Here is a 19,448-nt window from a genome sequence, read left to right as displayed (position 1 = left end):
CCGCCCCTGGGGCCGGCATGGCGGGCACCGACCTGACACCATGGCCACCAAAACCAAAAAAGCTTCTCCGGGCGCCAAGCCCCTCTACAAGCCTTCCGCCAGCCTGTTCCCATGGCTCGGCCTGGCGGCGATCATCGTCCTGCTCGACCAGGTGACCAAGCTTACCGTCGAGCGCACCTTCGCCTATGCCGAGACGCTGCCGATCACCAGCTTCTTCAACCTGATCAAGGTCTACAACCCGGGCGCGGCGTTCAGCTTCCTCGGCGACGCCAGCGGCTGGCAGCGCTACCTGTTCCTGGCGATCGCCATCGGCGCGGTGGGCTTCTGCCTGTACATGATGAAGAAGAACGCCAGCCAGCGCCTGTTCTGCTTCGCGCTGGCCCTGATCATGGCGGGCGCCATCGGCAACGGCATCGACCGCGTCGTGCACGGCCACGTGATCGACTTCCTCGACTTCTACTGGCGGGGCATCGGCCACTTCCCGGCCTTTAATATCGCCGACATCGGCATTTCGGTCGGCGCCTTCCTGTTCGTCCTGGACGAACTGCGGCGCGTGAACAAGTCGTAAGCACCAACGCATCAACTGAGCTGAATCCGGAGTCATCATGAGCATGGACCTCAAGGGCAAGAAGATCGTCCTCGGCCTGAGCGGCGGCGTGGCCTGCTACAAGGCGGCGGAACTGTGCCGTTCCCTCGTCAAGGAAGGCGCCAGCGTGCAGGTGGTCATGACCGAGGCCGCCACCCACTTCATCGGCACGGTGACCATGCAGGCCCTGTCCGGCCAGACGGTCTATACCGACCAGTGGGACCCGCGCATGGCCAACAACATGGCCCACATCGACCTCACGCGCGACGCCGACGCCATCCTGGTCGCGCCCTGCTCGGCCGACTTCATCCGCAAGCTGGCGCACGGCGCCTGCGACGACCTGCTGTCGACCCTGTGCGTGGCCCGTCCGCGGCGCGTGCCGCTGCTGGTGGCGCCGGCGATGAACGTCGAGATGTGGGAGAACCCGGCGACCCAGCGCAATGTGAAACAGCTGGTCGAAGATGGGATTTGCCTGTTCGGCCCGGCGGCCGGCTCCCAGGCCTGCGGCGAGACCGGCCTGGGCCGCATGCTCGAGCCGGAAGAACTGGTCGAGGAACTGATCGCCTCCTTCCAGCACAAGGTGCTGGCGGGGCGCCGCGTCCTGATCACGGCCGGGCCCACGTTCGAGCCGATCGACCCGGTGCGCGGCATCACCAACCTCTCCTCGGGCAAGATGGGCTATGCGGTGGCGCGCGCGGCGCGCGAAGCCGGCGCCGAGGTCACCCTGGTCAGCGGCCCGACCTCCCTGAGCACGCCTCACGGCGTGCGCCGCATCGACGTGCTCACCGCCCAGCAAATGCACGACGCCGTGATGGCCGGGGTAACGGGCCAGCACGTCTTCATCGGCGTGGCGGCGGTGGCCGACTGGCGGGTGGCGAATGCCAGCGGCCAGAAGATAAAGAAGCAGGAAGGCGGCGGTGCGCCGCAGCTGGAGTTCGTGCAGAACGCCGACATCCTGGCCTCGGTCGCTGCCACCACCTCGCTGTCCGGCTGGCCCTACTGCGTCGGCTTCGCCGCCGAGTCCGAGAACCTGATGGAATTCGGCGCCGCCAAGCGCGAGAGAAAAGGCATTCCCCTGTTGGTGGGCAATATCGGCCCCCAGACCTTCGGGCAGGATGAGAACACCATCATCCTGTTCGACGAGAGCGGCCATACCGTGCTGCCGCGCGCCGACAAGCTGAGCCTGGCGCGCCAGCTCGTTTCCGAAATCGCGAAACGCCTCGAACAGCGATCGCTCCTGACCTAAGCAAAGCAAGTACAAGAATGAAGAATATCGACCTCAAGATCCTCGACCCACGCATGAAAGAGCTGCTGCCGGCCTACGGCACGCCCGGCAGCGCGGGGCTGGACCTGCGCGCCTGCATCGACGCCCCGCTCGTCATCGAGCCGGGCCAGACGACCCTGGTGCCGACCGGCCTGGCGATCCACATCGGCGACCCGGGCTATGCGGCCATGATCCTGCCGCGCAGTGGACTCGGCCATAAGAACGGCATCGTTCTCGGCAATCTGGTAGGCTTGATCGACTCCGATTACCAGGGACAGCTGATGGTCTCCACCTGGAACCGCGGCCACGCGAGCTTCACGCTGCAGCCGCTCGACCGGCTGGCCCAGCTCGTGATCGTGCCCGTGCTGCAGGTGGGCTTCAACGTGGTGGAGGAGTTCGCATCGAGCGAACGGGGCGCCGGAGGGTTCGGCAGCACCGGCAAGCAATGACAAAGAAGATTCGATAAGGAGGACCATGTTCCGCATTAATCGTTTGCGCCAGACTGCGCTGGGAATCGCCGCCGCAGTATTGCTCTCGGCCTGCGCCACGCAGGCACCGATGCAACCGGGCCAGCCGCTCCCGCCGGGGCAGACGGCGCCCGAGATTCCGCAAGTGACACCGGAGATGGCGGCGGCAGCCGAGACCCTCACCAGGATGGCAAGCCTGCAGGACCGCCTGTACAAGGTGGCCGCGCCCCTCCTCATCGACAATGCCGAACTGTGCACGCGCCACGCGCGCAACCTGCTCGGTTTCACCGCCAAGAACCGCTACACCTACCCCGGCAGCTACAACGACGCCGCGCACGCCGTGCTCGGCATGGGCGAGCGCCTGCAGGTCACCAATGTGCTGGCCGGCAGCGGCGCCGCCAAGGCCGGCCTGCGCAACGGCGACGAGCTGGTGGCCGCCGGCGGCAAGCCCTTGCCCACCGGCCCGAACGCGCTGTCGCAGGCCGGCGCCGTGTTCGGCCCCATCGTCGCGAAGCAGGCCAGCCTGCCGCTGACCATCGAGCGCCGCGGTTCGCAGCGCGACGTGACGGTTCCCGTGACCCGCGCCTGCGCCTTCGGCATCGAGCTGGGCAACGCGGACAACGTCAACGCCTATGCCGACGGCCAGCGCGTGATGGTCACGCGCGGCATGATGGGCTTCGTGCAGAACGACGACGAGCTGGCCTACGTGGTGGCGCACACGATGGCACACAACATGCTGAACCACGCGGCCAGCCAGCGCAATGCCGCCACCATCGGCAGCATCATCGACAACCTCACCCGGATCGCGCCGGACACTTCGATGCTGATCGGCAGCGGCGGCATCAAGTCCATGCCGTCCACGCTCGACAGCGCGGCCGACCGCCTCGCGGTCTACCTGCTGGCGCGCGCCGACTACCGTGTCGAGGGCATCTCCGGGTTCTGGAAGCGCTTCGCGGAAACCTATCCGGCAACGGTGCTGAACGGCCATACCGCCAACCACCCGGCGCTGGCCCAGCGCATGGCCGCGATCGACAAGGCGGTGGCCGAAGTCAAGGCCAAGAAGTCGGCCAACAAGCCGCTGACACCCTGAGCTGCCAATCCTTCCCACCGAACGCGGACGCCTGGTGCGTCCGCGTTTGTTTCGGCTGTCTGCAGGCACCCGACTAACCCGCCGTCCGGCAGGCTTGCCGCGTTTTTTGTATCATTGCCCTTCCCGACCACAAAGCACAGCCATGGACAGCATCGACCTCGACGTATTGAAGACCTGCGACGCCTGGCTCGCCGGCGGCCGCCGCTGCCAGCTGGTGACGGTCATCAAGACCTGGGGCTCGAGCCCGCGCCCGATCGGCGCGCTGCTGGCCATCTGCGACGACGGCAGCGTGGTCGGATCGGTCTCGGGCGGCTGCATCGAGGACGACCTGATCGAGAAGGTGCGCCGCAACGGCATCGAGCTGACGCGTCCCGAGATCGTCAGCTACGGCATCAGCGCCGACGAGGCGCACCGCTTCGGCCTGCCCTGCGGCGGCACCATCGAGCTGGCCATCGAGCCGCTATCCCAAAGCAGCCGCATCCGCGAACTGCTGGCGCGCCTGCACGAAGGCGAGCTGGTCGAACGCCGCGTGGAGCTGGCGACCGGCGCCGTCACCCTGGCGCGCGCCGAGGCCGGCGCCATCCAGCGCGTGGAGGATGGCGTGCTGGCCACCATCCATGGCCCGCGCTGGCGCCTGTACATCATCGGCGCCGGCCCGCTGTCGCGCTTCCTGGCGCAGATCGCCAGCGGCATGGACTACCGCGTGGTCGTGTGCGACCCGCGCGAGGAATACCGCAGCGGCTGGAACCTGGCGGGCGTGGAACTGGTGCACGCCATGCCCGACGACCTGGTGATCGAGGCGCGCCTGGATGCGCGCAGCGCGGTCGTCGCCCTGACCCACGACCCCAAGCTGGACGACCTGGCCCTGATGGAGGCGCTCAAGTCCGAGGCCTTCTATGTCGGCGCGATCGGCTCGCGCCTGAACAACGACAAGCGCCGCGAGCGCCTCAAGCTGTTCGACCTCAGCGAAGCCCAGCTGGCGCGCCTGCACGGCCCGATCGGCATCTACATCGGCAGCAAGACTCCGAGCGAGATCGCGGTCTCGATCATGGCCGAAATGACCGCCGTGAAGAACGGCGTACCTGCCGCCCTGCTGGTGCCGCACGCCACTGCGGCGGCGGCGCTCCAGCCGGCGGGCACGGCGGCCTGCAGCGTGCTGCGCAGCGCAGCCGCGTGAGCCGGTCCGGCCCGCATTCGACAGCAAGAAGCGGATGGCGCGGCATGCGCCCCGCCGCCACAATCCACCCTTTGTCCCGCTCGTCCCGATGAATACCGTGAACATGCTGCGCCTGGTGGCGCTGGCCGCCATCTGGGGCGGTTCCTTCCTCTTCATGCGCATCGCCGCGCCTGTGCTCGGCCCCGCCGTGCTGATCGAGTACCGGGTGCTGTTCGCGGCCCTTTTCCTGCTAGGGGTGGCCTGGGTGATGCGCCGGCGCGGCAAGGGAACCCCGCTCGACCTGCGCCAGCACTGGAAGCACTACCTGATGCTGGGCTTCTTCAACTCGGCCCTGCCCTTCCTGCTGTTCGCCTTCGCCGCGCGCACGCTGTCCGCTTCGGTGCTGTCGGTGCTGAACGCCACCGCGCCGATGTTCGGCGCGCTGGTCGGCGCCGTCTGGGCACGCCAGGGCGTGTCGGCACGCACCGGCCTCGGCCTGGTGCTGGGCACGGTCGGCGTAGGCCTGCTGGTCGGTTTCGACCATGTGTCGGAGCGCCCCGGCGCCGCGGTCGCGATCGCGGCAGCGCTGGTGGCGGCCTTCTGCTACAGCATCGCCAGCCAGTACGCCAAGTCGGCCAAGGCGGTGCCGCCCTTCGCCAATGCGCACGGCTCGATGTGGGCCGCGACCCTGTTCGTGATCCCGGCCCTGCCCTTCTTCCCGTCGCCGGGCATACCCACGGCCGGCATCTGGGCCGCGGTGCTCGCGCTGGGCGTGGTCTGTAGCGGGATCGCCTACATCCTCTACTTCAAGCTGATCGAGGAAGTCGGCACCACCTCGGCGCTCACGGTGACCTTCCTGAACCCGATGTTCGGCATCCTGTGGGGGGCGATCTTCCTGCACGAGGTGATCGGCTGGCACACGCTGCTCGGCTCAGGCATCGTGCTGGTGGGCACGGCGCTGGTGACCGGCTTCGTGCCCTCCTTCCTGCGCGCGCCTGCCGCGCAAGCCAAGTAGGGACATCGCGATGCGCACCGAGATCATGCTCGACCTGCCGGCCGGCTACCGCAGCGAGGACGTGCTGGCCTTTCACAGCCGGGATGCGGAAGCCATTGCGGAACAAGTGTCGCCCGAAGGCCTGCGCAAGGGTGTGCTGTTGGGCGGCACGCCCGTGGTGCTGGAAGTGCGCTTCGGTCGCGACACGGCCGCTTGCTGCATCGATGCCGATGGCGATGTGACGCCGGCACTGCTGGCACAGGCGCGCGAGGCCTTGCTGAGTATCCTTGGCCTGCGCATCGACCCGGCCGCGTTTGCCGCGTTCGCGCGCAATGATCCGGCGCTGGGCCCGGTCGTGGCGCGCCAGCCGGGCCTGCGCATCGTCCAGTCGGCAAGCGTGTTCGAGGCCCTGACCTGGGCCATCATCGGCCAGCAGATCAATCTGCCGTTTGCCATCTCGCTGCGCCGCACCTTGATCCAGCTCGCGGGCCGGGTCCATGCGAGCGGCCTGTGCTGCTATCCGGAAGCGGCCGGCGTTGCCGGCCTCGCCCTGGAAGACCTGACCAGCCGCAAGTTCTCGCGCTCGAAAGCCGAGACCCTGCTGCGCCTGGCCCGGCTCGTCGTCGACGGCCAGCTCGTGCTCGACCGCGGACGCCCCGTCGACGAGCTCGTGCAGGAATTGTTGGCCGTCAAAGGCATCGGGCCCTGGACCGTGAACTACGCCCTGCTGCGCGGCTATGGCTACCCGGACTGTTCGCTGGAAGGCGACGTGGCCATCCGCACCGCCTTCCACCGCCTGCTGGGTGGGGAGGCGCGTCCGGACATCCCGACCACGCAGCGCCTGCTGGAACGCTATGCGCCGCACCGCACGATGGCGGCGGCCTACCTGTGGGCCAGCCTCAGCGACACCACCGCTTAGGTTCAATTCCAGCGCGGCAAGTCGTCGAACTGCTGCGCACTCTCCCCCGAAAAACGGATCAGTTCCGGCAGCGGCACCGTGGCCAGATTGTCGCGTCCGTAGTGGCCGCCGAGCGCGCTCGGGATCTTGAGGCAGTATTTGCGGTCCTCGACCAGGGGGCCGAGCGTGGATTCGGCCAGGTGCACGACTTCCGGCATGTACCAGTCGTTCAGGAAATCCTGGTTATACGCCAGCGCGTCGAGCGCGGCGCGGCTGTCGGCGACCGGCTCGCAGCACAGGTCTTGCGGACGCAGGCGCCAGTAGCGCCCTTCGTCGTCGCGGATGATGAGGTTGCCGAATGCATTGGACCCAAGGACCTCGACAGCGGTCAAGCCGACCCAGCCCCAGGCGTCGTTGATGTCGTCTACGTTGATCATGTGGTCTGCCCCATTGGTTCGCAGGCCCGCGCCGAGTGCCGGCGCCGGCTGTTTCGCCTGTTGGACAAGACAGGCTCGACAACATTCCGGACGCTTGCGTCCGGTTTGACATGGCTCTTGTATGAGCCCGTATGACGAGCGAAAAACAAAAGGCCGTTGATCCTTGCGAATCAACGGCCCTGAATTCTGGTTGCGGGGACAGGATTTGAACCTGTGACCTTCGGGTTATGAGCCCGACGAGCTGCCAGACTGCTCCACCCCGCGTCTGATGAAATGAATTATACGCCGAAACGGTCTTTTAGGCAAATGCAATCCTGCCCTGATAGGCGATTGCAGCACGACGGCGCTCGGCCGTGAGCACTTTTGCACGCGCCGGCAGCGGCCCAGGGTCGGCAATTCAGTGTAAAGTAAGCACAATCTCAACCTGCCGCTGACCTATGAAATTCTGTTCCGAGTGCGCCCATCCTGTCGCCCTGGCAATCCCCGAAGGCGACAACCGGCCGCGCTACGTCTGCCCCAACTGCCACGCGATCCACTACCAGAATCCCAAGCTGGTCATCGGCTCGATCCCCGTCTGGGAACAGGACGGCAAGCTACAGATCCTGCTGTGCAAGCGCGCGATCGAACCGCGCTACGGCTACTGGACCTTGCCGGCCGGCTTCATGGAAAACGAGGAAACCACCGAGCAGGCGGCCGTGCGCGAAACCGAAGAGGAAGCCGGCGCCGACGTCGAACTCGGCAAGCTGTTCACCCTGCTGAATGTGGCCCATGTGCACCAGGTCCACCTGTTCTACCTGGCGCGCCTGCGCAATCTCGATTTCGCGCCGGGCGAGGAAAGCCTGGAAGTGCAGCTGTTCACCCAGGACGAGATCCCCTGGGACGAGCTGGCTTTCCCGACGGTGCGCAGCACGCTGGAACTCTTCTTTGCCGACCGCGTCAAAGTGCGCGAGGGCGGCAGCTACGGTTTTCATAGCCGGGACATCGTTCGCCCGATGCTGGCTCCCCGCGAACCCGACTGATCCACGAGCCCGCCATGATCCCCTGGCTCGAGCCGACATCGCCGTTTCCCGACGTATCCGAGGCGCTGACGATCGACGCCCCCGGCCTGCTCGCGGCCGGCGCCGACCTGTCGCCGCAGCGCCTGCTGCTGGCCTACCAGAACGGCATCTTTCCCTGGTTCTCGGAAGGCCAGCCCATCCTGTGGTGGAGCACCGACCCGCGCATGGTGCTGCGCACGGAGCGCTTCAAGCTCAGCGACAGCCTGAAGAAAACCCTGAGACGCGTCGAGCGCAGCCGGCTCGAGGGCGGCCCGTGGGACGTGCGCTTCGACACGGCCTTCGAGGACGTGATGCGTGCCTGCGCCGCCCCGCGCAAGGACGGGCCCGGCACCTGGATCTCGGAAGACATCATCGACGGCTACACCGGCCTGCATGCCATGGGCTATGCCCATTCGTCCGAGGTCCGCTACGAGGGCGAGCTGGTCGGCGGCGCCTACGGCGTCTGCATCGGCCGCATGTTCTACGGAGAATCGATGTTCGCCCGGGTGTCGGACGCGTCCAAGGTGGCCCTGGCCTACCTGGTGGCTTTCCTGCGCAGCCAGGGCGTCTCGATGATCGACTGCCAGCAGGAGACCGGGCACCTGGCTTCGCTGGGGGCCGCGCCGATTCCGCGCAGCGCCTTCCTGGCGCACCTGCGCCAGGCCATCCGCGAGCCGGCCATCACCCGCTGGGAGATTGTGCCGCCTCTGGGCGCGGCGCCCTGAAGGCGGCACCGTTGACTGGCTAACAGTGACACCGGCCTGATTTCGTTAAAATAGGATCATCACGTCGTCTCGAGAGCTTTTTGCATGACGCACCTAAATGACCTGCCTTTCGCTACGCTGCAGTTCTACACGACGGCGCCCTATCCCTGCAGTTACCTCGATGCGCGCCAGGCCCGCTCGCAAGTTGCGACGCCATCGCACCTGATCAATGCCGACGTCTATTCCGAACTGGTGCGCAACGGATTCCGCCGCAGCGGCATCTTCACCTACCGCCCCTACTGCGACGGCTGCCAGGCCTGCATCCCGGTGCGCGTGAAATGCGAGGATTTCACGCCCAACCGTACCCAGCGCCGCTCCTGGAAGCGCCACGGCGACCTGGTCGCGATGGTGGCCAACCTGGCGTTCTCGGACGAGCACTACGCGCTCTACCTGCGCTACCAGACCACCCGCCACGTCGGCGGCGGCATGGACCAGGACAGCCGCGACCAGTACGCCCAGTTCCTGCTGCAGAGCCGGGTGAATACCCGCCTGGTCGAGTTCCGCGAGCCCGACGGCCTGCTGCGCATGGTGTCCATCATCGACGTGCTGTCCGATGGCCTGTCGTCGGTGTATACCTTCTTCGACCCGGACGTGCCGGGCGCGTCCTTCGGCACCTACAACGTCATGTGGCAGGTCAACCAGGCGCGCGAGCTCGGCCTCCAGTACGTCTACCTGGGCTACTGGATCGAGCAAAGTCCGAAGATGGCCTACAAGATCAACTTCCGTCCGCTCGAAGCACGCGTCAAGGGCGTATGGGGCGTGCTGGAACGCTGAGGGACTTGCGCGCCTCCGGGCGCTGTAAAATGGCGGGAGTCACTTACGATGAGTCCTCCATGTCCGACAAGCTTCTGTACTCCCTCGCCCGCCCGCTGCTGTTCTCGCTCGACGCCGAGCAAGCCCACAACCTGACCCTGCCGCTGCTGCGCCGCGCCGCCGCGCTCGGCCTCACCAAGTTGTCCGGCCGCCCGGCGCCGGACCCGCGCACGGTCATGGGCATCACCTTCCCGAACCCGGTCGGCCTGGCCGCCGGCCTCGACAAGGACGGGGCCTACATCGACGGCCTGGCCTCGCTCGGCTTCGGCTCGATCGAGATCGGCACCGTGACGCCGCGCCCCCAGGGCGGCAACCCGAAGCCGCGCATCTTCCGCCTGCCGCAGGCGCAGGGCATCATTAACCGCATGGGCTTCAACAACGGCGGCGTGGATGCTTTTGTATCCAACGTGCAGGCATCAACCTTCTACCAGGACAAGCAGGGCGTGCTGGGCCTGAACATCGGCAAGAACGCCGACACGCCGATCGAGCGCGCCGCCGACGATTACCTGCATTGCTTGCGCAAGGTCTACCCTTACGCCAGCTACGTGACGGTCAACATCTCCTCGCCGAATACCAAGAACCTGCGCCAGCTCCAGGGCGAATCCGAGCTCGACGCCCTGCTCTCCCAACTCAAGGAAGAGCAGCTGCGCCTGGCCGACCAGCACAAGCGCTATGTGCCGGTGGCGCTGAAGATCGCGCCGGACATCGACGGCGATCAGGTGCGCAACATTGCCGGCGCTCTGCTGCGCCACAAGATCGACGGCGTCATCGCCACCAACACCACGCTCAGCCGCACTGCGGTGCAGGGCATGCAGCATGGGGAGGAAGCAGGCGGCCTGTCGGGCGCGCCGGTGTTCGAATTGTCGAACACGGTGATCCGCCTGTTGAAAGCCGAGCTGGGCGACGCGCTGCCGATCATCGGCGTGGGCGGCATCATGCGCGGCGAGGATGCGCGCGCCAAGATCGCCGCCGGCGCGCAGCTGGTGCAGCTCTACACCGGTTTTATCTACGCGGGCCCGGCACTGATCCGCGACGCCGCGGCCGCGCTGCGCCGCTAAGGGGAGATAGCATGGAACGCAGGCAGCTGGGACAAACCGATCTGATGGTGTCGAAGGTCTGCCTCGGCACCATGACCTTCGGCGAACAGAACACCGAGCTCGATGCACACAGCCAGCTCGACTACGCACTGGAACGCGGCATCAACTTCATCGATACCGCCGAGATGTATCCGGTGATGGCGCGTCCCGACACGCAAGGCTCGACCGAGCGTTATATCGGCAGCTGGCTCAGGAAGACGGGCCGGCGTGCCGACGTGGTGCTGGCGACCAAGATCGCCGGGCCGAACAAGATGATGCCCTGGATCCGCGGGGCCAACCACAACCTCGACGCAACCAACATCCGCGCTGCCGTCGAGGACAGCCTGCGCCGCCTGCACACCGACTACATCGACCTGTACCAGATCCACTGGCCGAGCCGGAACCTGCCGATCTTCGGGGCCAACAGCTTCGATCCGGAAGGCGAACGGCCGGCAGTGCCGATCCATGAGACGCTCGAGGCGCTGGACGACATGGTGCGGGCGGGGATGATCCGCCACGTCGGCGTATCGAACGAAAGCACCTGGGGCGTGTGCCAGTACATCAAGCGCTCGGAGCAGCGCGGCTTGCCGCGCATCGCCACGGTGCAGAACCTGTACAACCTCACCGCGCGCCACTTCGAGACCAGCCTGATGGACGAGGCCTGCTACCGCGAAGGCGTGAGCCTGCTGGCCTACAGCCCGCTGGCCTTCGGGCAGCTCACAAGCAAGTATCTCGACGATCCGAACGCGCATGGCCGCCTGACGATCTTCCCGAAGGGTTGGAGCCCGCGTTATGTGCGCCCGAGCGTGCTGGCAGCGACCGCCGAGTACGCGGCGCTGGCGCGCGCGAACGGCATGCTGCCTGCGCAGATGGCGCTGGCGTGGTGCTACTCGCGCTGGTTCGTGGGGTCGACCATCATCGGGGCCACCAGTATCGCGCAGCTGAAGGAGAACATCGACGCGGCCGACCTGGTGCTGTCAGCGGACGTGCTCAAGGGGATCGACGAGATCCACGCGCGCTACATGAACGTGGGGCAGTGAGCGCGGCTGCTCACAGCTCCGCCTGCAAGGCCTTCTCGATATCCGAGCGCGTATACCCCTGCGCAAAGCGCTCGATGAAGTGATACGCGTAGGCCCGCAGATACGAGCCCTTGCGCACGGCGAGGCGCGTCACGTTCGGCGCGAACAGGTGCGAGGCCTCGATCGCGCGCATCCCCTTGTCGCGGCCATGGTCGAAGGCCATCGAGGCCACGATGCCGACGCCCATCCCCAGCGACACGTACTGCTTGATGACGTCCGAGTCCATCGCGGTCAGCACGATATCCGGCGCCAGCCCGGCTTCCACGAAAGCGGCGTCGATGTGGCTGCGGCCCGTGAAGCCGACGTCGTAGGTAATCAGGGGATACTCGGCCAGGTCCTCCAGCCGCAGCGGCTGGCTGGAGCTGAAGATCGGATGTCCTTCCGGCGCCACGATCAGGTGGCTCCAGCGGTAGCACGGGAAGGAGACCAGGTCCGGGAAGGCCGACAGGCCTTCGGTCGCGATGCCGATGTCGGCCTTTCCCGACAGGACCCATTCGGCGATGTGTTCCGGCGCGCTTTGCTGCAGGGCGATGCGCACGCCCGGGAAGGCGTTGCGGAAGGACTGCACCACCTGCGGCAGCGCGTAGCGCGCCTGGGTGTGGGTCACGGCGACGGTGAGCGTGCCGCTGTCCTGGGCCGCGAACTCGGCGCTGGCCTGCTGCAGGTTCTCGGCCTCGACCAGCAGGCGCTCGACGATCTTGAGGATGCCCTTGCCAGGCGGGGTCAGCCCGGTCAGGCGCTTGCCGTTGCGCTCGAAGATCACGACGCCGAGTTCTTCCTCGAGTTCGCGGATCTGGCGCGACACGCCCGGCTGCGAGGTGAACAGCGCATTGGCGACTTCGGTCAGGTTGAAGTCGCGGCGTGCGGCCTCGCGCACGGAACGCAGCTGCTGGAAGTTCATATTCCCTCTCCTGCATCGACGAAGACTTCGATGCGGCGCGGCTTGACCACCAGGGTATCCCCTTCCTTGAAGCCCTGGCTCGAGAACAGCTCGTTCGGGATCACCGCCTCGATCAGCTGCTGGTTGTCGGCGCGCTCGAGGTCGAGCTGGGCCAGCGGGCCGATCGCATGCGCGCGGCGCAGCTTGGCCACCACGCCGTCGGCGCCGGGCGTATAGCGCGCGACGTCGAGCTCGTGCGGACGCACGTAGCCGATGCCTTCGCCGTTACGGACGCTCGCATGCTCGGGCGCCTGGAACTGCGCTTCGCCACTGGCCAGCACGCCTTCGTGCACGCGGCCGTGGAACAGGTTGACGTTGCCGAGGAAGCCGTAGACGAAGGGCGAAGCCGGCTTGTTGTACACCTCGCTTGGCGCACCGAGCTGTTCGACGCGGCCCTTGTTCATCAGGACCACCTGGTCGGCCACTTCCAGCGCTTCTTCCTGGTCGTGCGTCACGAAGATCGAGGTGACGTGCAGCTCGTCGTGCAGGCGGCGCAGCCAGCGGCGCAGTTCCTTGCGCACCTTGGCGTCCAGCGCGCCGAAGGGTTCGTCGAGCAGCAGCACGCGCGGCTCCACCGCCAGGGCACGCGCCAGGGCGATACGCTGGCGCTGGCCGCCCGAGAGCTGCGGCGGATAGCGGTCGGCGATCCAGTCGAGCTGCACGAGTTCGAGCAGCTGGCGCACCTTGTCGCGGATCTGCTGTTCCGACGGACGCTCCTTGCGCGGCTTGACGCGCAAACCGAAGGCGACGTTCTCGAACACGGTCATGTGCTTGAACAGCGCGTAGTGCTGGAACACGAAGCCGACCTGGCGCTCGCGCACGTGGCGGTGCGAGGCGTCCTGGCCGTCGAGCAGCACGGCGCCCGAATCGGGATGTTCGAGGCCGGCGATGACGCGCAACAGGGTCGTCTTGCCGCAGCCGGATGGGCCCAGCAAGGCGGTCAGCTGGCCGTCCGGGAACTGCAGCGAGACGTCGTCGAGCGCGGTGAACTGGCCGAACTGCTTGCGGATGTGTTGGACTTCGATCGTCATGTTCAGGCTTCCTTCTGTCGTTCTTCGGCGGCCGCTTTGCGTACCTGGTGCAGGCGCCATTCGATAAAGCTCTTCACCGCCAGGGTGACCAGCGCGAGCAGCGCCAGCAGCGATGCGATCGCGAACGCGGCCGTGAAGTTGTATTCGTTGTAGAGGATCTCGACCTGCAGCGGCATGGTGTTGGTCTCGCCGCGGATGTGGCCCGAGACCACCGACACCGCGCCGAACTCGCCCATGGCACGGGCGTTACACAGGATGACGCCGTACAGCAGGCCCCATTTGATGTTCGGCAGCGTCACGCGCCAGAAGGTCGACCAGCCCGAGGCGCCCAGCACCAGCGCGGCTTCCTCCTCCTCCGTGCCCTGCTGCTGCATCAGCGGGATCAGCTCGCGCGCCACGAACGGGAAGGTGATGAACACCGTCGCCAGCACGATGCCCGGCACCGCGAACAGGATCTTGATGTCGTGCTCGGCCAGCCACTCGCCGAACCAGCCCTGGGCGCCGAACAGCAGCACGTAGATCAGGCCCGCGATCACCGGCGACACCGAGAACGGCAGGTCGATCAGCGTCAGCAGGACGCTCTTGCCGCGGAACTCGAACTTGGCGATGGCCCAGGCCGCGGCCACGCCGAACACCAGGTTCAGCGGCACCGAGATGCCGGCCGCGATCAGCGTGAGCTTGATGGCGGAGATCGCATCCGGGTCGCGGATCGATTCGAGGTAGACGTCCCAGCCGCGCTTGAGCGCTTCGGTGAACACGGCGGCCAGCGGCACGAACAGGAACAGGGTCAGGAAAGCCAGCGCCACCGCGATCAGGAGGTAGCGCACCCAGTCCGGCTCCAGCACGTTGGTCTTGCGGCGGCGCACCGGGGTGCCGGCGCTTTTGCTGTCCTGCGCCGCATGGAGATTGTCGAACACTGCGCTCATTTCTTGCCTGCCCGTTTGCGGGTCCATGCCTGCAGCAGGTTAATCGTCAGCAGCAGGATGAAGGAGATGATCAGCATGACCACCGCGATCGCCGTGGCGCCCGCGTAGTCGTACTGCTCGAGTTTGGTGATGATGAACAGCGGCGTGATCTCGGAGACCATCGGCAGGTTGCCCGCGATGAAGATCACCGAGCCGTATTCGCCGGTGGCGCGGGCAAAAGCCAGCGCGAAGCCGGTCAGCAGCGCCGGCACGATCGACGGCAGCACCACGCGCCAGAAAGTCTGCAGCGGCGAGGCGCCCAGGCTGGCGGCGGCTTCTTCCAGTTCGCGCTCGGCCTCTTCCAGCACCGGCTGCACCGTGCGCACCACGAAGGGCAGGCCGATGAAGGTCAGCGCCACCAGCACGCCCAGCGGCGTGAAGGCGACCTTGATGCCGAACTTGGCCAGCTGTTCGCCGATGAGGCCATTGTGCGAGTACAGGGCGGTGAGCGTGATGCCGGCCACCGCGGTGGGCAGCGCGAACGGCAGGTCGACCAGGGCATCGATGATGCGCTTGCCCGGGAAGGTGTAGCGCACCAGCACCCAGGCGACGATGCCGCCGAAGATGACGTTGATGAAGGCGGCCAGCAACGAGGCGCCGAAGGTGAGGCGGTACGAGGCCATCACGCGCTCGGAGGTGACGGCGCTCCAGAAGGCCTCCCAGCTCATCGTGAAGGTCTTCAGGAAGACCGCCGACAGCGGGATCAGGACGATCAGCGCGAGGTAGAAAATCGTGAAGCCAAGCGAGATGCCGAATCCGGGGATGACCCGGCCGGGAGATCGTCGCGCTGGCAATGCGAGCGTGGTCATGGAAGCCCTTCACAAATTCTTAAGGGAACGCATAATCTCATGCGGCCCTTATATTACAAACGAAACTTTCCTCATTTGCATAGACGGAAACAGCTATTACGGATCAGAAAACCAGCTTCGCCGCCACACCGGTCAGCGTGGTCGCCAGCAGGGCGCGCAGGAAGCGCTCCGGCACCTTGCGCGCAGCCATGGCGCCCAGCGTAATACCCGGCACCGAACCGATGAGCAGGGTCAGCAGCAGCATCCAGTCGATCGAGCCCAGCCACCAGTGGCCGACGGCGGCGATCGCGGTCAGCGGCACGGCATAGGCGATGTCGGTGCCGGCCACTTCGGCCGGTGTCAGGCGCGGATATAGCATGACCAGCAGCGTGGCGCCGATGGCGCCCGCGCCGATCGAGGACACGGTGACGAGCACGCCCAGCACCGCGCCGGAAACGACGGTGGCGGTGGTCAGCGCCCTGCCCTGCAGCTGGCGCCCCGGTTTGGCGTTGACCCAGGCCAGCATGCGCGCGCGGAACAGCAGCGCGATCACGGTCAGCATCACGGAGCCGGCGATCGAATAACGGATGAGCTGCCCGATCTCTTCATCGAGCCCGCCGAAGTGCTTCAGCGCCAGGGTTGCCACCAGCGCGGCCGGCAAGGCGCCCAGGCACAGGCGGCCGACGATCTGCCACTGGACGGTGCGGTTGAAACGGTGGGTGACGGTGCCGACACCCTTGGTGATGGAAGCAAAGGCGAGGTCGGTGCCGACAGCAACCGAGGGCGAGACACCGAACAGCAGCGTCAGCAGCGGCGTCATGAGCGAACCTCCGCCCACGCCGGTCATACCGACCAGCAGCCCTACTGCAAAACCCGCGATGATATACGTCGTCGACATGCCATTACCCCTAAGTTAATGCTCAGGGTAAGGGGACTCGGCAGTTCGGCAAACAACAGGTTTCTTATTTGCTTATGCGGTGAAGGATGAGCACGCCGGACGGACAAGCCGTCCGGCGCGGGGAAGCATTACTTGTTCGGCTGCGGGGTCAGGCGCAGGTAAGGACGCGGCGAGGTGTAGCCTTTCGGATACTTCTGCTCGATGACGGCCGGATCCTGCACGGTCAGCGGAATGATGACGTCGTCGCCGTCCTTCCAGTTGCCCGGAGTGGCCACGGTGTAGCCGTCGGTCAGCTGCAGGGCGTCGATCACGCGCAGGACTTCGTCGAAGTTGCGGCCGGTGCTCATCGGGTAGGTAATGATCAGGCGCACCTTCTTGGCTGGGTCGATCACGAACAGCGAGCGCACGGTGGCGGTGGCCGAGGCTTCCGGGTGGATCATGTCGTACAGGGTGGACACCGATTTGTCGGCGTCGGCGATGATCGGGAAGCCGACCACGGTCTGCTGGGTTTCCTCGATGTCCTTGATCCATGCACGATGCTGGTCGGCCGGGTCGACCGACAGCGCGATCGCCTTGACGTTGCGCTTGTCGAATTCCGGCTTCAGCTTGGCGGTCAGGCCCAGTTCGGTGGTGCAGACCGGGGTGAAGTCGGCCGGATGCGAGAACAGCACCACCCAGGAATCGCCCGCCCACTCGTGGAAGCGGATCTTGCCGATGCTGGAATCCTGCTCGAAATCGGGGGCGGTATCGCCGAGGCGTAAGGTCATCGTCATTTCTCCATGTGATTGGACTACGGGGTTACTTCTGCAACGCATAGTCTAAGAGCACTTGGCGGTTTGGCAAACGACAGCTTTGTAATTTGCTTGTTCCGCATTCTTCCTTAGAAAAACCGGCTGTACAGCACCACCGCCCAGGTGGCCGTCGCCAGCAGCAAGGCCAGGGCGACGGCGGCGCTGCCCATGTCCTTCGCCACTTTCGACAGCGGATGGCGCTCGAGCGAAATGCGGTCGACCACGGCCTCGATGGCCGAGTTGATGATCTCCACGATCAGCACCAGGATCAGCACGCCGATCAGGACCAGTTTCTGGAAAGCCGACACCGGCAGCAGCAGGGCCGCCACGCTCGCGATGGCGATCACCACGATCTCCTGGCGGAAGGCGGCCTCGCTGCGCCAGGCCCAGGCCAGGCCGTCCCGGGTGTTGCGGCAGGCGGCAAGGATGCGGGCGATGCCGCGCTTGGTCTTGAACTCGCTGATCGGGTGTTCCATTGGTTTTTCGAAATTAAATGCAGGACTGTCATTATGCCGCCCTTGCTCTGGCTTGCACACTGCACCCCATCGGTTTGCATCGGCGTTTCACATCATGGTATAAAGGGACACAATACTGCACTGCACCAACCACATCATGAAAATGGAAACCCCTCAGTTGGACACGTCGGCAGCCGCGGCACCGGGCAAGACCTCGATCCAGGTGATCGAGCGCATGATGGCGCTGCTCGATGCGCTGGCCAATTATTCCGACCCGGTGAGCTTGAAGGAATTGTCGAAAGTCTCCGGCCTGCATCCCTCAACCGCACACCGCATCCTGAACGACATGGTGGTAACGCGCTTCGTCGACCGCGTCGAGCCGGGCACCTATCGCCTCGGCATGCGCCTGCTGGAACTGGGCAATGTGGTGAAAAGCCGCCTGTCGGTGCGCGAAGCGGCGCTCGACTTCATGCGCGCCCTGCACAAGAAAACCCAGCAGACCGTGAACCTGTCGGTGCGCCAGGGCGACGAGATCGTCTACATCGACCGTGCCTATTCCGAGCGTTCCGGGATGCAGGTGGTGCGCGCGATCGGCGGCCGGGCGCCGCTGCACCTGACCTCGACCGGCAAGCTGTTCCTGTCGATCGACGATGCCAAGACCATCCGCGCCTATGCCACCCGCACCGGTCTCGCGGGCCACAACAAGAATTCGATCACCGACCTGGCCCGCTTCGAACGCGAGCTGAGCCTGGTGCGCGCGCGCGGCTATGCGCGCGACAACGAGGAACTGGAACTGGGGGTGCGCTGCATGGCCGCCGGCATCCACGACGACAGCGGCAAGCTGGTGGCCGGCCTGTCGATCTCGGCCCCGGCCGACCGCCTGCAGGAAGAATGGCTGGAAGACCTGGTGCAGACCGCGTCCAGCATCTCGGCAACCTTGGGCTACCGCCCTACCCCGGCGATCTGATCAGTGCAGTGCCGGCGCCGCGCTTGTGGCGGCGCTCATCACCGGCACATCGCTGGCATTGCTCAGCGTACCCGGCGCCAGCTCCTCGAGCTTGCCGGGCGCCAGCGCCTCGAGGAAGCGGCGCACGCGGCCCGCGTCGGCGGTGCGCGACATCTTTCCCTTCGAATCCAGGAACACCATGATCACGTTGCGGCCGTGGATGGCCGCCTGCATCACCAGGCAGCGCCCCGCTTCGTTGATGAAGCCGGTCTTCTGCAGGCCGATGTTCCAGTCCGGCAGCGCCACCAGGTAGTTGGTGTTTGCATAGCGCATCGGCCGGCCGCTCGCCTTCACGACCGAATTCGGCGTGGTGGAAAATTCGCGCAGCAGCGATTCGCCGTGGGCAGTGGCGACCAGGCGCGCCAGGTCGCGCGCGCTGGAGACGTTGCGGCTCGACAGGCCGCTCGAATCGACGAAGCGCGTGTCCTTCATGCCCAGTTTGCGCGCCTTGGCGTTCATGGCGGCCACGAAGGCGTTGATGCCGCCCGGGTAGTGGCGCCCGAGTGCGGAAGCGGCGCGGTTTTCCGAACTCATCAGGGAAATGTGCAGCATCTCGCGGCGCGTCATGCGCGTGCCCACCGGCAGGCGCGAACTGGAATACTTGTGGCGGTCGACGTCGGCGTCGGCAATGCGCAGCACCTCGTCGAGGTCCTGTCCGGCCTGCACCACGACCAGGCCGGTCATGAGCTTGGTGATCGAGGCGATCGGCAGGGCGACATGGGCGTTCTTTTCGAACAGGACTTCGGAGCTGTTCTGGTCGAGCACGAAGGCGACGTTCGAACGCAGGGACAATGAATCCGGGGTGCCGCGCAGGCCGGCGGCATCGCCGAAGGTGCGCGGATCGACCACGGCCGCGGCGCCGGCGGCGGCGCCGGCGCGGCGCACCACATGATAGGTGACCTTGCGCTTGCCG

General features: G+C 66.2%; 22 protein-coding genes and 1 tRNA gene. 13 read left to right on the top strand and 10 right to left on the bottom strand.

Going from position 1 to position 19,448, the window contains the following annotated elements; genetic code table 11:
* Positions 1-40: 40 nt before the first annotated feature.
* The 7 genes from lspA (at position 41) to B2R83_RS07905 (ending at position 6,476) form a co-directional block, all read left to right on the top strand.
* Entirely contained in the window at positions 41-568 is a 528-nt protein-coding gene (lspA, locus tag B2R83_RS07935; RefSeq protein ID WP_036214649.1) for a signal peptidase II, read from the top strand.
* 43 nt (positions 569-611) lie between these two features.
* Positions 612-1,832 (top strand): bifunctional phosphopantothenoylcysteine decarboxylase/phosphopantothenate--cysteine ligase CoaBC, encoded by a 1,221-nt coding sequence (gene coaBC / locus B2R83_RS07930; protein WP_036214780.1) that lies wholly within the window; start codon positions 612-614, stop codon positions 1,830-1,832.
* 17 nt (positions 1,833-1,849) lie between these two features.
* Positions 1,850-2,299, top strand: coding sequence for a dUTP diphosphatase (dut, locus tag B2R83_RS07925; protein ID WP_036214647.1), 450 nt, complete (start codon positions 1,850-1,852; stop codon positions 2,297-2,299).
* A gap of 25 nt (positions 2,300-2,324) precedes the next feature.
* Positions 2,325-3,407 (top strand): M48 family metallopeptidase, encoded by a 1,083-nt coding sequence (locus B2R83_RS07920; protein WP_292039888.1) that lies wholly within the window; start codon positions 2,325-2,327, stop codon positions 3,405-3,407.
* 142 nt (positions 3,408-3,549) lie between these two features.
* The gene (locus B2R83_RS07915; RefSeq protein ID WP_036214642.1) at positions 3,550-4,584 is read left to right on the top strand and encodes an XdhC family protein; all 1,035 of its coding nucleotides are present in this window, start codon (positions 3,550-3,552) and stop codon (positions 4,582-4,584) included.
* 88 nt (positions 4,585-4,672) lie between these two features.
* Positions 4,673-5,578, top strand: a complete 906-nt coding sequence (locus B2R83_RS07910) for a DMT family transporter (protein ID WP_036214777.1) — start codon at positions 4,673-4,675, stop codon at positions 5,576-5,578.
* A gap of 10 nt (positions 5,579-5,588) precedes the next feature.
* The gene (locus B2R83_RS07905) at positions 5,589-6,476 is read left to right on the top strand and encodes a DNA-3-methyladenine glycosylase family protein (RefSeq protein ID WP_036214639.1); all 888 of its coding nucleotides are present in this window, start codon (positions 5,589-5,591) and stop codon (positions 6,474-6,476) included.
* A 2-nt stretch (positions 6,477-6,478) separates the two neighbouring features.
* Here B2R83_RS07905 and B2R83_RS07900 read toward each other — a convergent pair whose 3' ends face one another.
* Together B2R83_RS07900 and B2R83_RS07895 are read right to left on the bottom strand one after the other, a co-directional pair.
* Complete coding sequence (locus tag B2R83_RS07900) at positions 6,479-6,892, bottom strand: T6SS immunity protein Tdi1 domain-containing protein (protein ID WP_027865230.1); 414 nt, start codon at positions 6,890-6,892, stop codon at positions 6,479-6,481.
* A 187-nt stretch (positions 6,893-7,079) separates the two neighbouring features.
* Positions 7,080-7,156 (bottom strand) — tRNA-Met (locus tag B2R83_RS07895).
* A 173-nt stretch (positions 7,157-7,329) separates the two neighbouring features.
* Here B2R83_RS07895 and B2R83_RS07890 point away from each other — a divergent pair.
* The 5 genes from B2R83_RS07890 (at position 7,330) to B2R83_RS07870 (ending at position 11,622) form a co-directional block, all read left to right on the top strand.
* Positions 7,330-7,911: an NUDIX hydrolase gene (locus tag B2R83_RS07890; RefSeq protein WP_036214638.1), complete on the top strand. Its 582-nt coding sequence runs from the start codon at positions 7,330-7,332 to the stop codon at positions 7,909-7,911.
* 14 nt (positions 7,912-7,925) lie between these two features.
* Positions 7,926-8,654, top strand: a complete 729-nt coding sequence (gene aat / locus B2R83_RS07885; RefSeq protein WP_027865228.1) for a leucyl/phenylalanyl-tRNA--protein transferase — start codon at positions 7,926-7,928, stop codon at positions 8,652-8,654.
* Positions 8,655-8,738: 84 nt separating this feature from the next.
* Positions 8,739-9,467: an arginyltransferase gene (locus tag B2R83_RS07880; protein WP_292039879.1), complete on the top strand. Its 729-nt coding sequence runs from the start codon at positions 8,739-8,741 to the stop codon at positions 9,465-9,467.
* A gap of 59 nt (positions 9,468-9,526) precedes the next feature.
* A complete protein-coding gene (locus B2R83_RS07875; RefSeq protein WP_292039877.1) occupies positions 9,527-10,564 on the top strand; it encodes a quinone-dependent dihydroorotate dehydrogenase in 1,038 nt (345 codons plus the stop codon).
* A gap of 11 nt (positions 10,565-10,575) precedes the next feature.
* The gene (locus B2R83_RS07870) at positions 10,576-11,622 is read left to right on the top strand and encodes an aldo/keto reductase (RefSeq protein WP_036214630.1); all 1,047 of its coding nucleotides are present in this window, start codon (positions 10,576-10,578) and stop codon (positions 11,620-11,622) included.
* Between the two features lie 10 nt (positions 11,623-11,632).
* On the opposite strand, the gene B2R83_RS07865 is transcribed toward B2R83_RS07870, so the two are convergent.
* From B2R83_RS07865 to B2R83_RS07835, 7 genes are all read right to left on the bottom strand, one after another.
* On the bottom strand, positions 11,633-12,562 hold the full coding sequence (locus B2R83_RS07865) for a CysB family HTH-type transcriptional regulator (RefSeq protein ID WP_036214629.1): 930 nt from the start codon (positions 12,560-12,562) through the stop codon (positions 11,633-11,635).
* Complete coding sequence (locus B2R83_RS07860) at positions 12,559-13,632, bottom strand: sulfate/molybdate ABC transporter ATP-binding protein (protein WP_036214627.1); 1,074 nt, start codon at positions 13,630-13,632, stop codon at positions 12,559-12,561. The genes B2R83_RS07865 and B2R83_RS07860 overlap by 4 nt, the downstream gene beginning before the upstream one ends.
* A 2-nt stretch (positions 13,633-13,634) precedes the next feature.
* Positions 13,635-14,558, bottom strand: a complete 924-nt coding sequence (gene cysW / locus B2R83_RS07855) for a sulfate ABC transporter permease subunit CysW (protein ID WP_036214625.1) — start codon at positions 14,556-14,558, stop codon at positions 13,635-13,637.
* Positions 14,555-15,406, bottom strand: coding sequence for a sulfate ABC transporter permease subunit CysT (gene cysT, locus B2R83_RS07850; protein WP_036214623.1), 852 nt, complete (start codon positions 15,404-15,406; stop codon positions 14,555-14,557). The genes cysW and cysT overlap by 4 nt, the downstream gene beginning before the upstream one ends.
* Before the next feature lie 103 nt (positions 15,407-15,509).
* Positions 15,510-16,283: a sulfite exporter TauE/SafE family protein gene (locus tag B2R83_RS07845; RefSeq protein ID WP_036214621.1), complete on the bottom strand. Its 774-nt coding sequence runs from the start codon at positions 16,281-16,283 to the stop codon at positions 15,510-15,512.
* A gap of 128 nt (positions 16,284-16,411) precedes the next feature.
* Positions 16,412-17,050 carry a peroxiredoxin gene (locus tag B2R83_RS07840; RefSeq protein ID WP_027865219.1) on the bottom strand — a complete coding sequence of 213 codons (639 nt, stop codon included), beginning with the start codon at positions 17,048-17,050 and terminating at the stop codon, positions 16,412-16,414.
* A 113-nt stretch (positions 17,051-17,163) separates the two neighbouring features.
* Complete coding sequence (locus B2R83_RS07835; RefSeq protein ID WP_027865218.1) at positions 17,164-17,550, bottom strand: diacylglycerol kinase; 387 nt, start codon at positions 17,548-17,550, stop codon at positions 17,164-17,166.
* Between the two features lie 136 nt (positions 17,551-17,686).
* On the opposite strand from B2R83_RS07835, the gene B2R83_RS07830 reads away from it, so the two are divergent.
* A complete protein-coding gene (locus B2R83_RS07830; protein ID WP_051996912.1) occupies positions 17,687-18,496 on the top strand; it encodes an IclR family transcriptional regulator in 810 nt (269 codons plus the stop codon).
* On the opposite strand, the gene B2R83_RS07825 is transcribed toward B2R83_RS07830, so the two are convergent.
* Positions 18,497-19,448 (bottom strand): serine hydrolase (locus B2R83_RS07825; protein WP_292039867.1); only part of this gene is annotated, 952 nt, incomplete at its 5' end.

The sequence above is a fragment of the Massilia sp. UBA6681 genome, assembly GCF_002454935.1.
Taxonomy (GTDB): domain Bacteria; phylum Pseudomonadota; class Gammaproteobacteria; order Burkholderiales; family Burkholderiaceae_D; genus Telluria; species Telluria varians.
Note: the sequence above shows the minus strand (reverse complement) of the source record. Positions and strands in the feature narration are given on the sequence as shown.

Excerpts from the sequence above, each read along its gene's own strand:
- lspA (WP_036214649.1), top strand. The coding sequence starts at position 41 with ATGGCCACCAAAACCAAAAAAGCTTCTCCGGGCGCCAAGCCCCTCTAC.
- coaBC (WP_036214780.1), top strand. The coding sequence starts at position 612 with ATGGACCTCAAGGGCAAGAAGATCGTCCTCGGCCTGAGCGGCGGCGTG.
- dut (WP_036214647.1), top strand. The coding sequence starts at position 1,850 with ATGAAGAATATCGACCTCAAGATCCTCGACCCACGCATGAAAGAGCTG.
- B2R83_RS07920 (WP_292039888.1), top strand. The coding sequence starts at position 2,325 with ATGTTCCGCATTAATCGTTTGCGCCAGACTGCGCTGGGAATCGCCGCC.
- B2R83_RS07915 (WP_036214642.1), top strand. The coding sequence starts at position 3,550 with ATGGACAGCATCGACCTCGACGTATTGAAGACCTGCGACGCCTGGCTC.
- B2R83_RS07910 (WP_036214777.1), top strand. The coding sequence starts at position 4,673 with ATGAATACCGTGAACATGCTGCGCCTGGTGGCGCTGGCCGCCATCTGG.
- B2R83_RS07905 (WP_036214639.1), top strand. The coding sequence starts at position 5,589 with ATGCGCACCGAGATCATGCTCGACCTGCCGGCCGGCTACCGCAGCGAG.
- B2R83_RS07900 (WP_027865230.1), bottom strand. The coding sequence starts at position 6,892 with ATGATCAACGTAGACGACATCAACGACGCCTGGGGCTGGGTCGGCTTG.
- B2R83_RS07890 (WP_036214638.1), top strand. The coding sequence starts at position 7,330 with ATGAAATTCTGTTCCGAGTGCGCCCATCCTGTCGCCCTGGCAATCCCC.
- aat (WP_027865228.1), top strand. The coding sequence starts at position 7,926 with ATGATCCCCTGGCTCGAGCCGACATCGCCGTTTCCCGACGTATCCGAG.
- B2R83_RS07880 (WP_292039879.1), top strand. The coding sequence starts at position 8,739 with ATGACGCACCTAAATGACCTGCCTTTCGCTACGCTGCAGTTCTACACG.
- B2R83_RS07875 (WP_292039877.1), top strand. The coding sequence starts at position 9,527 with ATGTCCGACAAGCTTCTGTACTCCCTCGCCCGCCCGCTGCTGTTCTCG.
- B2R83_RS07870 (WP_036214630.1), top strand. The coding sequence starts at position 10,576 with ATGGAACGCAGGCAGCTGGGACAAACCGATCTGATGGTGTCGAAGGTC.
- B2R83_RS07865 (WP_036214629.1), bottom strand. The coding sequence starts at position 12,562 with ATGAACTTCCAGCAGCTGCGTTCCGTGCGCGAGGCCGCACGCCGCGAC.
- B2R83_RS07860 (WP_036214627.1), bottom strand. The coding sequence starts at position 13,632 with ATGACGATCGAAGTCCAACACATCCGCAAGCAGTTCGGCCAGTTCACC.
- cysW (WP_036214625.1), bottom strand. The coding sequence starts at position 14,558 with ATGAGCGCAGTGTTCGACAATCTCCATGCGGCGCAGGACAGCAAAAGC.
- cysT (WP_036214623.1), bottom strand. The coding sequence starts at position 15,406 with ATGACCACGCTCGCATTGCCAGCGCGACGATCTCCCGGCCGGGTCATC.
- B2R83_RS07845 (WP_036214621.1), bottom strand. The coding sequence starts at position 16,283 with ATGTCGACGACGTATATCATCGCGGGTTTTGCAGTAGGGCTGCTGGTC.
- B2R83_RS07840 (WP_027865219.1), bottom strand. The coding sequence starts at position 17,050 with ATGACCTTACGCCTCGGCGATACCGCCCCCGATTTCGAGCAGGATTCC.
- B2R83_RS07835 (WP_027865218.1), bottom strand. The coding sequence starts at position 17,550 with ATGGAACACCCGATCAGCGAGTTCAAGACCAAGCGCGGCATCGCCCGC.
- B2R83_RS07830 (WP_051996912.1), top strand. The coding sequence starts at position 17,687 with ATGAAAATGGAAACCCCTCAGTTGGACACGTCGGCAGCCGCGGCACCG.